The 14,842-nt window shown below is 50.3% G+C and carries 10 protein-coding genes; 8 read left to right on the forward strand and 2 right to left on the reverse strand.

Annotation, left to right across the window (positions count from 1 at the left end; genetic code table 11):
* Positions 1-184: 184 nt before the first annotated feature.
* Together rcsD and rcsB are read left to right on the forward strand one after the other, a co-directional pair.
* The gene (gene rcsD, locus QUE34_RS13320; protein WP_286338971.1) at positions 185-2,857 is read left to right on the forward strand and encodes a phosphotransferase RcsD; all 2,673 of its coding nucleotides are present in this window, start codon (positions 185-187) and stop codon (positions 2,855-2,857) included.
* Between the two features lie 16 nt (positions 2,858-2,873).
* Positions 2,874-3,524 (forward strand): response regulator transcription factor RcsB, encoded by a 651-nt coding sequence (gene rcsB, locus QUE34_RS13325; RefSeq protein ID WP_001061917.1) that lies wholly within the window; start codon positions 2,874-2,876, stop codon positions 3,522-3,524.
* A 198-nt stretch (positions 3,525-3,722) separates the two neighbouring features.
* On the opposite strand, the gene rcsC is transcribed toward rcsB, so the two are convergent.
* Positions 3,723-6,572, reverse strand: coding sequence for a two-component system sensor histidine kinase RcsC (gene rcsC, locus QUE34_RS13330; protein ID WP_105268396.1), 2,850 nt, complete (start codon positions 6,570-6,572; stop codon positions 3,723-3,725).
* Positions 6,573-6,738: 166 nt separating this feature from the next.
* On the opposite strand from rcsC, the gene atoS reads away from it, so the two are divergent.
* From atoS to atoB, 6 genes are all read left to right on the forward strand, one after another.
* Complete coding sequence (atoS, locus tag QUE34_RS13335; RefSeq protein ID WP_000559132.1) at positions 6,739-8,565, forward strand: two-component system sensor histidine kinase AtoS; 1,827 nt, start codon at positions 6,739-6,741, stop codon at positions 8,563-8,565.
* Positions 8,562-9,947, forward strand: coding sequence for an acetoacetate metabolism transcriptional regulator AtoC (gene atoC / locus QUE34_RS13340; RefSeq protein ID WP_032303396.1), 1,386 nt, complete (start codon positions 8,562-8,564; stop codon positions 9,945-9,947). Before atoS ends, atoC begins: the two co-directional genes overlap by 4 nt.
* Positions 9,948-10,142: 195 nt before the next feature.
* A complete protein-coding gene (gene atoD / locus QUE34_RS13345; protein WP_000850525.1) occupies positions 10,143-10,805 on the forward strand; it encodes an acetate CoA-transferase subunit alpha in 663 nt (220 codons plus the stop codon).
* On the forward strand, positions 10,805-11,455 hold the full coding sequence (atoA, locus tag QUE34_RS13350) for an acetate CoA-transferase subunit beta (RefSeq protein ID WP_000339050.1): 651 nt from the start codon (positions 10,805-10,807) through the stop codon (positions 11,453-11,455). Before atoD ends, atoA begins: the two co-directional genes overlap by 1 nt.
* A complete protein-coding gene (locus QUE34_RS13355; protein ID WP_032303397.1) occupies positions 11,452-12,774 on the forward strand; it encodes a TIGR00366 family protein in 1,323 nt (440 codons plus the stop codon). The genes atoA and QUE34_RS13355 overlap by 4 nt, the downstream gene beginning before the upstream one ends.
* Positions 12,775-12,804: 30 nt before the next feature.
* Positions 12,805-13,989, forward strand: coding sequence for an acetyl-CoA acetyltransferase (atoB, locus tag QUE34_RS13360; RefSeq protein ID WP_032303398.1), 1,185 nt, complete (start codon positions 12,805-12,807; stop codon positions 13,987-13,989).
* A 73-nt stretch (positions 13,990-14,062) separates the two neighbouring features.
* Here the strand turns inward: atoB and QUE34_RS13365 are convergent, their stop codons facing one another.
* A complete protein-coding gene (locus QUE34_RS13365) occupies positions 14,063-14,839 on the reverse strand; it encodes a YfaP family protein (protein WP_001559478.1) in 777 nt (258 codons plus the stop codon).
* Between the last annotated feature and the right edge of the window lie 3 nt (positions 14,840-14,842).

Raw genomic sequence — 14,842 nt, forward strand, 5'->3', positions numbered from 1 at the left:
TTAGGCTTTTTGTAGGTTATTTGTACAGCAAAATGGCGCTTGTACATCTATTTCCCCCAATGCAGGATGATAAAATATCACGGGAGAATAGAGAATCATCAATCAGGTAAGAGTCTGGAATTTCACACTGTACCCTTTATACTGCCCTATCACTTCGCGAAGTTTTAACAGGTCATAAACACGAATGCGTCAGAAAGAGACAACGGCCACGACCCGCTTTTCACTCCTACCGGGGAGCATTACCCGCTTCTTTTTACTGTTGATCATTGTGTTACTGGTGACGATGGGTGTAATGGTACAAAGCGCCGTTAACGCCTGGCTGAAAGATAAAAGTTACCAGATTGTCGACATTACCCACGCAATCCAAAAGCGCGTCGATACCTGGCGTTACGTGACCTGGCAGATCTACGACAACATTGCCGCGACGACTTCCCCCTCCTCCGGCGAAGGTTTACAAGAGACGCGCCTGAAACAGGATGTCTACTATCTGGAAAAACCACGCCGCAAAACGGAAGCGTTAATCTTTGGCTCTCACGACAACTCAACGCTTGAGATGACTCAACGGATGTCCACCTATCTGGACACATTGTGGGGCGCAGAAAATATACCGTGGTCGATGTATTACCTGAATGGTCAGGATAACAGTCTGGTGCTGATCTCGACCCTGCCCCTCAAAGATCTCAGCTCCGGATTTAAAGAATCGACCGTCAGCGACATTGTTGATTCACGTCGTGCAGAGATGTTGCAACAGGCCAACGCCCTCGATGAACGCGAAAGTTTTTCTAACCTGCGCCGCCTGGCCTGGCAGAACGGTCATTACTTTACCTTGCGTACCACGTTCAACCAGCCGGGACATCTGGCAACGGTCGTTGCTTTTGATCTGCCGATTAATGATTTGATCCCACCGGGTATGCCGCTGGACAGTTTCCGCCTTGAGCCAGACGCGACGGCAACGGGAAACAATGAAAATGAGAAAGAAGGGACGGATAGCGTCAGTATCCACTTTAACAGTACGAAGATTGAAATCTCCTCGGCACTCAACTCTACCGATATGCGCCTGGTCTGGCAGGTTCCTTATGGCACCTTATTGCTGGATACGTTGCAAAACATTCTGCTGCCACTGCTGCTGAACATCGGTTTGCTGGCGCTGGCGTTATTTGGCTATACCACATTCCGCCATTTCTCCAGCCGCAGTACAGAAAGCGTCCCCAGCACGGCGGTCAATAACGAATTGCGCATTTTACGGGCAATTAATGAAGAGATAGTCTCACTGCTGCCGCTCGGCCTGCTGGTTCACGATCAGGAATCGAACCGCACTGTCATAAGTAACAAAATTGCCGATCATTTGCTGCCGCATTTGAATCTGCAAAACATCACCACCATGGCGGAACAGCATCAGGGGATTATTCAGGCGACGATCAATAACGAGCTGTATGAGATCCGCATGTTCCGCAGCCAGGTTGCGCCGCGCACACAAATTTTCATTATTCGCGATCAGGATCGCGAAGTGCTGGTAAACAAGAAACTCAAGCAGGCGCAGCGTCTGTATGAGAAAAACCAGCAGGGGCGGATGACCTTTATGAAAAACATTGGTGATGCGCTGAAAGAACCCGCACAGTCCCTGGCGGAGAGCGCGGCTAAACTCAACGCCCCGGAAGGCAAACAACTGGCGAATCAGGCAGATGTGCTGGTGCGGCTGGTCGATGAAATACAGTTAGCGAATATGCTTGCGGACGATAGCTGGAAAAGTGAGACGGAGCTGTTCTCCGTGCAGGATTTGATTGATGAAGTTGTGCCTTCAGTATTGCCTGCCATCAAGCGTAAAGGTCTGCAACTGCTGATTAACAATCATCTGAAAGCACACGATATGCGCCGCGGCGATCGCGATGCCTTACGACGTATTTTGCTACTACTGATGCAATATGCCGTGACCTCAACGCAATTGGGAAAAATCACCCTTGAGGTTGATCAGGATGAGTCCTCCGAAGACCGCCTGACGTTCCGCATTCTGGACACCGGAGAAGGCGTAAGCATTCATGAAATGGATAATTTGCACTTCCCGTTTATCAACCAGACCCAAAACGATCGCTTTGGCAAGGCGGACCCGCTGGCATTCTGGCTGAGCGATCAACTGGCGCGTAAACTGGGCGGTCATTTAAACATCAAAACGCGGGATGGGCTTGGTACACGCTACTCTGTGCATATCAAAATGCTCGCAGCTGACCCGGAAGTTGAAGAGGAAGAAGAACGATTACTGGATGATGTCTGCATAATGGTGGATGTTACTTCGGCAGAAATTCGGAATATTGTCACTCGCCAGTTAGAAAATTGGGGTGCAACCTGTATCACACCCGATGAAAGATTAATTAGTCAAGATTATGATATCTTTTTAACGGATAATCCGTCTAATCTTACTGCCTCTGGCTTGCTTTTAAGCGATGATGAGTCTGGCGTACGGGAAATTGGGCCTGGTCAATTGTGCGTCAACTTCAATATGAGCAACGCTATGCAGGAAGTGGTCTTACAATTAATTGAAGTGCAACTGGCGCAGGAAGAGGTGACAGAATCGCCTCTGGGCGGAGATGAAAATGCGCAACTCCATGCCAGCGGCTATTATGCGCTCTTTGTAGACACAGTACCGGATGATGTTAAGAGGCTGTATACTGAAGCAGCAACCAGTGACTTTGCTGCGTTAGCCCAAACGGCTCATCGTCTTAAAGGCGTATTTGCCATGCTAAATCTGGTACCCGGCAAGCAGTTATGTGAAACGCTGGAACATCTGATTCGTGAGAAGGATGTTCCAGGAATAGAAAAATACATCAGCGACATTGACAGTTATGTCAAGAGCTTGCTGTAGCAAGGTAGCCTATTACATGAACAATATGAACGTAATTATTGCCGATGACCATCCGATAGTCTTGTTCGGTATTCGCAAATCACTTGAGCAAATTGAGTGGGTGAATGTTGTCGGCGAATTTGAAGACTCTACAGCACTGATCAACAACCTGCCGAAACTGGATGCGCATGTGTTGATTACCGATCTCTCCATGCCCGGCGATAAGTACGGCGATGGAATTACCTTAATCAAGTACATCAAGCGCCATTTCCCAAGCCTGTCGATCATCGTTCTGACCATGAACAACAACCCGGCGATTCTTAGTGCGGTATTGGATCTGGATATCGAAGGGATCGTGCTGAAACAAGGTGCACCGACCGATCTGCCGAAAGCTCTCGCCGCGCTGCAGAAAGGGAAGAAATTTACCCCGGAAAGCGTTTCTCGCCTGTTAGAAAAAATCAGTGCTGGCGGTTATGGTGACAAGCGTCTCTCGCCAAAAGAGAGTGAAGTTCTGCGCCTGTTTGCGGAAGGTTTCCTGGTGACCGAGATCGCTAAAAAGCTGAACCGCAGTATTAAAACCATCAGTAGCCAGAAGAAATCTGCGATGATGAAACTGGGTGTCGAGAACGATATCGCTCTGCTGAATTATCTCTCTTCTGTGACCTTAAGTCCGGCAGATAAAGACTAATCATCTGTAGGCCAGATAAGACGCGTCAGCGTCGCATCTGGCATTTGCACTGAATGCCGGATGCGGCGTAAACGCCTCATCCGGCCTACGATTCCCATTATTTCAATGGATTACAACAAAGTAGGCCAGATAAGACGCACCAGCGTCGCGTCTGGCATTTGCACTGAATGCCAGATGCGGCGTAAATGTCTTATAAGCCTACGATTCCCGCGATTTCCTGACCCTCTCGGCATATACCGTCAGTGTCTGTTTTATAACATCCAGCGTTACCGGCTTCGACAGGCAACTGTCCATACCGGACTCCAGACACCGCTGCTTCTCTTCAGCCAGCGCATTAGCAGTTACTCCGATTACCGGCAACGTCAGCCCCAACTGACGAATGCGTTGCGTCAAGCGGTAACCATCCATATTTGGCATGTTGACGTCGCTAAGCACGATATCAATATGATTCTTGCTAAGTACATTAAGCGCATCGACGCCATCATTCGCGGTTTTACATTGATAGCCCAACGATCCCAACTGATCTGCAAGCAGACGCCGGTTAATCGGATGATCATCCACGACCAGAATCATCATATCGTCGTTATCGCTGACCGCTTTGTCCGTCGACGGCAGAGCGTTAGCAGGATCATCGCTCTCCATCTCGATCAAATAAATACGCGCCAACAATGCCGGTAGCTCATGCGGTGCAGCCACACTGTGTACCCACTCCCCTGGCGCTTTCTCCAGCGGAATACCAATATGGCGACGACAGAAGGTCACTACCGCTCTACCCTGCCATTTTTTGCTCACTACCTCGTCAGTGATTAACACATCTTCGGGAGTCGGTTCCTGCCCTTCGTATGTTGTAACGACGATGCCGCTACGCTGCAAACTGGTTTCCAGGAACTGACAGAGCGACGCATTGCGGACCGCCAGCCAGCAGCGTTTACCACTCAACCCTTCCACGCCTTTTTTCTGCGGGTACTGAGCGCCGTACAACGGAATACGCACGGTAAACTGGCTGCCCATTCCCGGTTCTGAATCTACCGAGATGTCGCCGTCCATCATGCTGATCAGTTTTTCACAAATCGCCAGCCCCAGACCGGTCCCCTGGAAGTTACGCTGTACGCCCGTGCCGACCTGGAAGAAGGGATCAAACAAGCGCACCACTTCTTTCGCCGGAATCCCCACCCCCGTATCACGCACACGGATAGAGAGATAATCGCCATCAGCGCGAACATGCAGAACTATACAGCCGGTATCGGTGAATTTTATGGCGTTACTCAACAGGTTGGAGATGACCTGCTGTAAACGCATTGGGTCGCCATTTAAGGCCACTGGCACATCCGGTTCAATAAAGCAGTACAAGCCTAGCTGCTTGCGTACCACCAGCGGTAAATAGTTGGCGGTGATGTGGTTCATCACTTCACGCGGTGAAAACTCACGCGGTTCGATCTTCAACTGTTCTGATTCAATTTTCGAGAAATCGAGAATATCGCTGATAATTTTCAACAACAGGCTGGAAGAGTTGTTCATTGCCGTCACCAGACGATCGACGCCTTTTGGCAGCTCTTTGGTTTGCAACAGATCCAGGTTACCGATAATGCCATACAGCGGCGTTCGCAGCTCATGACTGACGGTGGCAAGGAACATCGATTTTGACTGACTCGCCTGTTCCGCTGCTTGTGCCATCTCCTGCAACGACTCTTCCATCTTCACGCGCGAAGAAACATCCACCAGCACACAAATAGCCACGTTTTCATTACGATAGCGCGAATGGACGAAGCTGATTTGCAGATTGGTATTGTTGCTGGTCAGGACATCAACAAAATTGACCTGCTGACCACAGATAATTTGCGTCAGTCGTTGGCGATCCTCATGCGTAAGCATATTGAGATAGGTATGCGCAAGTTCGTTACTTAAAATATTAACACCATCAGCGGTACGCAAAATGCAGATACCCACTGGCGCGGAGGCGACAATCTTGCGATTAAACTGCTCATGCTCTTCCAGTCGCAGGGCGTCGCTTTCCGCAGGAATGAATATACGCCGCTCGTACATCCGTGCGAGAGTAAACAACGCGGCTCCGGCAAGCACATTCAGCAAAATCGCGTTAAGGATCAACATGCGAATGCGCTCCAGCACCTTATCAACCGGCACCGAATAGACGATGCTTAACGATGAAGGTGGCAGGTTTTTCTTCAGCACCAGTTCCCGGAACCCTTCCGTATAGCCAAACCAGGAACGTTCCTGCATCCAGCGAGGATCGCTCTTAATCTTGCTTTCCGGTCCGGTAAGCGAAATCAGGGTATGACCATTTTCATCAAGAATGGTTACCCCCATCGGCAATGTACCAGGTAAGAAGAAGTTCTCCATCCTGATAGTCTGCTCGACACCTAAAAGCGCCTGCAACCGGTTCGCCAGATAAACTGGCGTCAAGGCGTAAAAATACCCGACGCCAGGGCGCGGACCTTCGCTGATCCAGTAGAGGTTACTGCCGCTATCATCTTGTGGTGCATTTCGATATTTATTGATGCGTTCATGCAAAGCTTTCAATGCGGTATCGCGTTCCACTGGCATATCACGTAGACCGAAATTGGCCATGCAGAGGTTATCGCTGCCGATTAAAAATACCCGGTTGAGATCGTAAGCCGCAGAGAAATTATCGCGCCAGTAGCGCATAAACCACGCCAATGGCTCCAGAGAACCTCGCCAGGTGTTACTCATTGCGGAACAATCGGAGTCGGCAAACAGTGGTTCAAACACAGGCACATCTGCCTGCGTTTCTCGTCCACGCGGCGAAAGCACACCGTTTTCTGCCGATAAGCGATTTTCAGCTATGTACTTCAGCTCTTTCATCACATCAGAGGTGCGTTGAATAAAGCGCTGAGCCTGATCGGAACTCAGATTAAATTCCTGACGAATTTCCGATTCTCGCTGATGCAACGCATTAACGATGTAAAAAACGGATGAAAAAGCAATCAACAGCCAGAGCACTAACGCCAATGCTCTGAACATGTAGCGCGAGGCTTTCAGGGTTGTACGAAAAGAAGCAAGGTATTTCAAAGGGGCGAAGCTCCGCCTCAGGTGACCGATGGAGTGTGGTTAAGGTAGCGGTAAAAGCGTGTTACCGCAATGTTCTCTCTTCTCTGGAATATGATACACCGCCGAGAAATCATCACCTTAACCTCTGATAATCGTCATATACCGGACAAGACTAGTGGGATTCAGCATGCATTATATGAAGTGGATTTATCCACGCCGCTTACGCAATCAAATGATCCTGATGGCAATCCTGATGGTCATTGTCCCAACGCTTACTATTGGTTATATCGTAGAAACGGAAGGACGTTCAGCAGTCTTATCTGAAAAAGAGAAAAAACTTTCTGCCGTGGTCAACCTGCTTAATCAGGCGCTAGGCGATCGCTACGATCTCTACAACGACTTACCACGTGAGGAGCGAATCCACGCACTGAATGCAGAACTTGCTCCCATTACTGAAAATATCACTCACGCCTTTCCTGGCATAGGCGCTGGTTATTACAACAAAACGCTGGATGCGATAATCACTTACGCGCCTTCAGCGCTGTATCAGAATAATGTGGGCGTTACTATTGCCGCAGATCACCCTGGTCGCGAAGTCATGCGTACAAATACTCCTTTGATTTATTCAGGCAGGCAGGTGCGCGGCGATATTTTGAATTCAATGATCCCCATTGAGCGTAATGGTGAAATCCTCGGTTATATCTGGGCCAATGAATTAACCGAAGATATTCGCCGCCAGGCCTGGAAAATGGATGTGAGGATTATCATTGTGCTCACCGCCGGTTTGCTGATAAGCCTGCTGTTGATTGTCCTTTTCTCCCGTCGCCTGAGCGCCAATATAGATATCATCACCGATGGTCTCGCGACTCTGGCGCAAAATATTCCCACTCGATTACCACAATTGCCCGGTGAAATGGGGCAAATTAGTCAGAGTGTCAACAACCTCGCCCAGGCACTGCGTGAAACGCGAACACTTAACGATCTGATTATTGAAAACGCTGCCGATGGCGTCATTGCCATTGACCGCCAGGGTGATGTAACCACCATGAACCCGGCAGCAGAAGTCATCACTGGCTATCAACGTCATGAACTGGTAGGGCAGCCTTACTCCATGTTGTTCGACAATACTCAGTTCTACAGTCCAGTACTGGATACGCTGGAACATGGCACCGAACATGTGGCGCTGGAGATCAGTTTTCCAGGCCGTGACCGCACCATTGAACTCAGTGTCACTACCAGTCGTATTCATAACACGCACGGTGAAATGATAGGTGCTTTGGTGATTTTCTCTGATTTAACTGCCCGCAAAGAAACCCAGCGCCGCATGGCGCAAGCAGAACGCCTCGCCACACTGGGTGAGCTGATGGCTGGCGTGGCGCATGAAGTACGTAATCCGTTAACGGCTATTCGTGGTTATGTACAGATCTTGCGCCAACAAACCAGTGACCCAATACATCAGGAATATCTGTCCGTAGTACTCAAAGAAATCGATTCAATTAACAAAGTTATTCAGCAATTGCTCGAATTTTCACGCCCACGCCACAGTCAATGGCAACAAGTCAGCCTCAATGCATTGGTTGAAGAAACTCTGGTACTGGTACAAACCGCCGGCGTACAAGCGCGGGTCGACTTCATAAGCGAACTGGATAATGAATTAAGCCCGATTAACGCCGATCGTGAACTGCTCAAACAGGTACTACTGAATATCCTGATCAATGCCGTCCAGGCTATCAGTGCACGAGGGAAAATTCGCATTCGAACCTGGCAGTATAGCGACTCACAACAGGCCATTTCGATAGAGGACAACGGGAGTGGCATTGATCTCTCGCTGCAAAAAAAGATCTTCGATCCCTTTTTCACTACCAAAGCCTCAGGAACCGGGCTTGGTCTGGCGTTAAGTCAACGCATCATTAATGCCCATCAGGGTGATATTCGCGTCGCCAGTTTGCCGGGCTACGGCGCAACCTTCACGCTTATTTTACCGATCAACCCGCAGGGAAATCAGACTGTATGACTGCTATTAATCGCATCCTTATTGTGGATGATGAAGATAATGTTCGCCGTATGCTGAGCACCGCTTTTGCACTACAAGGATTCGAAACACATTGTGCGAACAACGGGCGCACAGCATTACACCTGTTTGCCGATATTCACCCTGACGTGGTGTTGATGGATATCCGCATGCCAGAGATGGACGGCATCAAGGCACTAAAGGAGATGCGCAGCCATGAGACACGGACACCCGTTATTCTGATGACGGCCTATGCTGAAGTGGAAACCGCCGTCGAAGCACTACGCTGCGGAGCCTTCGACTATGTTATCAAACCGTTTGATCTCGATGAGTTGAATTTAATCGTTCAGCGCGCTTTACAACTCCAGTCAATGAAAAAAGAGATCCGTCATCTGCACCAGGCACTTAGCACCAGCTGGCAATGGGGGCACATTCTCACCAACAGCCCGGCGATGATGGACATCTGCAAAGACACCGCCAAAATTGCCCTTTCTCAGGCCAGCGTCTTGATTAGCGGTGAAAGCGGCACCGGGAAAGAGTTGATTGCCAGAGCGATTCACTACAATTCGCGGCGGGCAAAGGGGCCGTTCATTAAAGTCAACTGCGCGGCACTGCCGGAATCGTTGCTCGAAAGTGAACTGTTTGGTCATGAAAAAGGCGCATTTACTGGTGCACAAACCCTACGTCAGGGATTATTTGAACGTGCCAACGAAGGTACTCTGCTCCTTGACGAAATTGGCGAAATGCCGCTGGTACTGCAAGCCAAATTACTACGCATTCTGCAGGAACGGGAATTTGAACGGATTGGCGGTCATCAGACCATAAAAGTTGATATCCGCATCATTGCAGCCACCAACCGTGACTTGCAGGCAATGGTAAAAGAAGGCACCTTCCGTGAAGATCTCTTTTATCGCCTTAACGTTATTCATTTAATACTGCCGCCTCTGCGCGATCGTCGGGAAGATATTTCCCTGTTAGCTAATCACTTTTTGCAAAAATTCAGTAGTGAGAATCAGCGCGATATTATCGACATCGATCCGATGGCAATGTCGCTGCTTACCGCCTGGTCATGGCCGGGTAATATTCGAGAACTTTCCAACGTCATTGAACGCGCCGTCGTGATGAACTCAGGCCCGATCATTTTTTCTGAAGACCTTCCGCCGCAGATTCGTCAGCCAGTCTGTAATGTCGGTGAGGCAAAAACAGCTCCTGCCGGTGAGCGTAATTTAAAAGAGGAAATAAAACGCGTCGAAAAACGCATCATTATGGAAGTGCTGGAACAACAAGAAGGAAACCGAACCCGCACTGCTTTAATGCTAGGTATTAGTCGCCGGGCATTGATGTATAAACTCCAGGAATACGGTATCGATCCGGCGGATGTATAACACCAAAACTTGCTATGCAGAAATTTGCACAGTGCGCAAATTTCTGCATAGCCGTTCATTCAACCTCTTAATCCCTACCTTATTTATTCTTTACTATTCAATGAGTTAAAAAACAATATCAAACATTTTCATTCTGGCACTCCCCTTGCTATTCCCTGACTGTACCCACAACGGTGTATGCAAGAGGGATAAATAATGAAAACAAAATTGATGACATTACAAGACGCCTCCGGCTTCTTTCGTGACGGCATGACCATCATGGTGGGCGGATTTATGGGAATTGGCACTCCATCCCGCCTGGTGGAAGCATTACTGGAATCTGGCGTTCGCGACCTGACATTGATAGCCAATGATACCGCGTTTGTTGATACCGGCATCGGTCCGCTCATCGTCAATGGTCGAGTCCGCAAAGTAATTGCTTCACATATCGGCACCAACCCGGAAACCGGACGGCGCATGATTTCTGGCGAAATGGAGGTCGTTCTCGTACCGCAAGGTACATTGATTGAGCAAATTCGCTGTGGTGGAGCTGGACTTGGTGGTTTTCTCACGCCAACTGGTGTCGGCACCGTCGTAGAGGAAGGCAAACAGACGCTGACACTCGACGGTAAAACCTGGCTGCTTGAACGTCCACTGCGCGCCGACCTGGCGCTCATTCGCGCCCATCGTTGCGACACACTTGGCAACCTGACCTACCAACTTAGCGCCCGCAACTTTAACCCCCTGATTGCCCTTGCGGCTGATATCACGCTGGTGGAGCCAGATGAACTGGTCGAAACCGGCGAACTGCAACCTGACCATATTGTCACCCCTGGTGCCGTTATCGACCACATCATCGTTTCACAGGAGAGCAAATAATGGATGCGAAACAACGTATTGCGCGCCGTGTGGCGCAAGAGCTTCGTGATGGTGACATCGTTAACTTAGGGATCGGTTTACCCACAATGGTCGCCAATTATTTACCGGAGGATATTCATATCACTCTGCAATCGGAAAATGGCTTCCTCGGTTTAGGCCCAGTCACTACAGCGCATCCAGATCTGGTGAACGCTGGCGGGCAACCATGCGGCATTTTACCCGGCGCAGCGATGTTCGACAGCGCAATGTCGTTTGCGCTGATTCGTGGTGGTCATATTGATGCCTGCGTACTCGGTGGTTTGCAGGTAGACGAAGAAGCCAACCTCGCGAACTGGGTAGTGCCTGGAAAAATGGTGCCCGGTATGGGTGGCGCGATGGATCTGGTGACCGGGGCACGCAAAGTGATCATTGCCATGGAACATTGCGCCAAAGATGGTTCAGCAAAAATTTTGCGCCGCTGCACCATGCCGCTCACTGCGCAACACGCGGTGCATATGCTGGTCACTGAACTGGCTGTCTTTCGTTTCATTGACGGCAAAATGTGGCTCACCGAAATTGCCGACGGGTGTGATTTAGCCACCGTGCGTGCCAAAACCGAAGCTCAGTTTGAAGTCGCCGCCGATCTGAATACGCAGCGGGGTGATTTATGATTGGTCGCCTCTCGCGTTTTATGACGCGTTTTGTCAGCCGGTGGCTTCCCGATCCACTGATCTTTGCCATGTTGCTGACATTGCTAACGTTCGTGATCGCGCTTTGGTTAACACCACAAACGCCGATCAGCATGGTGAAAATGTGGGGGGACGGTTTCTGGAACTTGCTGGCGTTCGGTATGCAGATGGCGCTTATCATCGTTACCGGTCATGCCCTTGCCAGCTCTGCTCCGGTGAAAAGCTTGCTGCGTACTGCCGCTTCCGCCGCAAAGACGCCCGTACAGGGCGTCATGCTGGTTACTTTCTTCGGTTCAGTCGCTTGTGTCATCAACTGGGGATTTGGTTTGGTTGTCGGTGCAATGTTCGCCCGTGAAGTCGCCCGGCGAGTACCCGGTTCTGATTATCCGTTGCTCATTGCCTGCGCCTACATTGGTTTTCTCACCTGGGGTGGCGGTTTCTCTGGTTCAATGCCTCTGTTGGCTGCCACACCGGGCAATCCGGTTGAGCATATCGCCGGGCTTATCCCGGTGGGCGATACTCTGTTCAGTGGTTTTAACATTTTCATCACTGTGGCATTGATTGTGGTGATGCCATTTATTACCCGCATGATGATGCCAAAACCCTCCGACGTGGTGAGTATCGATCCGAAACTACTCATGGAAGAGGCTGATTTTCAGAAGCAGCTACCGAAAGATGCCCCACCATCCGAGCGACTGGAGGAAAGTCGCATCCTGACGTTGATCATCGGCGCACTCGGTATCGCTTACCTGGCGATGTACTTCAGCGAACATGGCTTCAACATCACCATCAATACCGTCAATCTGATGTTTATGATTGCGGGTCTGCTGCTACATAAAACGCCAATGGCTTATATGCGTGCTATCAGCGCGGCTGCGCGCAGTACCGCCGGAATTCTGGTGCAATTCCCCTTCTACGCCGGGATCCAACTGATGATGGAGCACTCCGGTCTGGGTGGGCTCATTACTGAATTCTTCATCAATGTTGCGAACAAAGACACCTTCCCGGTAATGACCTTCTTTAGTTCTGCACTGATTAATTTCGCCGTTCCGTCTGGCGGCGGTCACTGGGTTATTCAGGGACCTTTCGTGATACCTGCAGCCCAGGCGCTGGGAGCCGATCTCGGTAAATCGGTAATGGCGATCGCCTACGGCGAGCAATGGATGAACATGGCACAACCGTTCTGGGCGCTGCCAGCACTGGCAATCGCCGGACTCGGTGTCCGTGACATCATGGGCTATTGCATCACTGCCCTGCTTTTCTCCGGCGTCATTTTCGTCATTGGTTTAACGCTGTTCTGACGGCAACTTTACAGACAGAAGGAATATAAAATGAAAAATTGTGTCATCGTCAGTGCGGTACGTACTGCCATCGGGAGTTTTAATGGTTCACTCGCCTCCACCAGCGCCATCGATCTGGGAGCAACAGTAATTCAGGCCGCTATTGAACGCGCAAAAATCGATTCACAACATATCGATGAAGTGATTATGGGTAACGTGTTGCAAGCCGGGCTGGGGCAAAATCCGGCGCGTCAGGCACTGTTAAAAAGCGGACTGGCCGAAACAGTGTGCGGATTCACGGTCAATAAAGTGTGTGGTTCGGGTCTTAAAAGTGTGGCGCTTGCCGCCCAGGCAATTCAGGCAGGTCAGGCGCAAAGCATTGTGGCGGGGGGTATGGAAAATATGAGTTTAGCGCCCTACTTACTCGATGCAAAAGCACGCTCTGGTTATCGTCTTGGAGACGGACAGGTTTATGACGTAATCCTGCGCGATGGTCTGATGTGCGCCACCCATGGTTATCATATGGGAATTACCGCCGAAAACGTGGCTAAAGAGTACGGAATTACCCGTGAAATGCAGGATGAACTGGCGCTACATTCACAGCGTAAAGCGGCTGCCGCAATTGAGTCCGGTGCTTTTACAGCCGAAATCGTCCCGGTAAATGTTGTCACTCGAAAGAAAACCCTCGTCTTCAGTCAAGACGAATTCCCGAAACCAGATTCTACTACAGAAGCTCTGGCTGCATTGCGTCCGGCCTTCGATAAAGCAGGTACTGTCACCGCCGGGAACGCGTCAGGTATTAACGACGGTGCTGCCGCTCTGGTGATTATGGAAGAATCTACGGCGCTGGCAGCAGGCCTTACCCCCTTGGCTCGCATTAAAAGTTATGCCAGCGGTGGCGTGCCCCCCGCATTGATGGGTATGGGGCCAGTACCTGCCACGCAAAAAGCGTTACAACTGGCGGGGCTGCAGCTGGCAGACATTGATCTTATCGAAGCCAATGAAGCATTTGCCGCGCAATTCCTTGCCGTTGGGAAAACACTGGGCTTTGATCCTGAGAAAGTGAATGTCAACGGTGGGGCCATCGCGCTGGGGCATCCTATCGGCGCCAGCGGTGCGCGTATTCTGGTCACACTATTACATGCAATGCAGGCACGCGATAAAACGCTGGGTCTGGCAACGTTGTGCATTGGCGGCGGTCAAGGAATTGCGATGGTGATTGAACGATTGAATTAACATTTAAAAACGCCCGATAGCGAAAGTCATCGGGCGTTGTCTTGAACATTGACAGTAAAGATAACCTCAGTAATCACCAGTCAAAACTTTTCACCAGCGTCAACTCGCCAGCATTACGCATCGGTACAATGAAAGTTTCCTGTTTCTCATTGACCGATCCTTCATCGGTGATCAGCGTCAGTTGGGCGGTCGTCAATTCCGTTTCGCTGCGTCCGCCATAGTAGTTGATATACACCTGATAACGTCCGTGAATCGGCGCTGGCATGGCGAAAATCTCGGGTCCGTACCCCGTCGTGACATCCATATCCAGTGCACCACTGTTTTTCAGCACGGTGTTACCGTACCAGGCGTGTTCGCCATCAGGTGTGACAACGTGAAGATCGAGGTCGGTATTGTCCGTATCCCAGGAGAGAACCAGCCGTAAACGCGCGCGGATCACTCCAGCGCCCGGCGTTGAGTAAAACTGCATTTTTTGTCGGCTTTGCCCATCTGGGCTGATGACCTGCACGCTGTTGCTGCCTTCAGTGAAAATATAAGGGCGTGCAAATGAACCATCGGATTCAATTCTCTGCGGCATACTGGCACCGTTGACCACCAACCGGCCCTGCTGAACTTTACCCGCCGCCGCATAATTCTTTATTTTGCCGCGGATCTGCGCTGAGATATTTTGATCATCTGCCATGTTGACGGACGACGCGGGGTAATTGATCGATTGTGAAAAGCTGGCATCTTCACCCTCTGCCGGATGCCAGCCAGAGAGCGGTGCATCAATCTCGACTTCCTGTACACCTTCACTGTGAGCGACAGGCGAAAGCGCCACCAGTAACAACGGAAGAAAAATCTTTCGCATAGC

The sequence above is a fragment of the Escherichia sp. KS167_9B genome (assembly GCF_030295215.1).
In the GTDB taxonomy this organism is placed as follows: domain Bacteria; phylum Pseudomonadota; class Gammaproteobacteria; order Enterobacterales; family Enterobacteriaceae; genus Escherichia; species Escherichia coli_F.

Coding starts and splice junctions, on each gene's coding strand:
- atoD (WP_000850525.1), top strand. CDS start 10,143: ATGAAAACAAAATTGATGACATTACAAGACGCCTCCGGCTTCTTTCGT.
- atoA (WP_000339050.1), top strand. CDS start 10,805: ATGGATGCGAAACAACGTATTGCGCGCCGTGTGGCGCAAGAGCTTCGT.
- rcsD (WP_286338971.1), top strand. CDS start 185: ATGCGTCAGAAAGAGACAACGGCCACGACCCGCTTTTCACTCCTACCG.
- QUE34_RS13355 (WP_032303397.1), top strand. CDS start 11,452: ATGATTGGTCGCCTCTCGCGTTTTATGACGCGTTTTGTCAGCCGGTGG.
- atoC (WP_032303396.1), top strand. CDS start 8,562: ATGACTGCTATTAATCGCATCCTTATTGTGGATGATGAAGATAATGTT.
- atoS (WP_000559132.1), top strand. CDS start 6,739: ATGCATTATATGAAGTGGATTTATCCACGCCGCTTACGCAATCAAATG.
- QUE34_RS13365 (WP_001559478.1), bottom strand. CDS start 14,839: ATGCGAAAGATTTTTCTTCCGTTGTTACTGGTGGCGCTTTCGCCTGTC.
- rcsB (WP_001061917.1), top strand. CDS start 2,874: ATGAACAATATGAACGTAATTATTGCCGATGACCATCCGATAGTCTTG.
- atoB (WP_032303398.1), top strand. CDS start 12,805: ATGAAAAATTGTGTCATCGTCAGTGCGGTACGTACTGCCATCGGGAGT.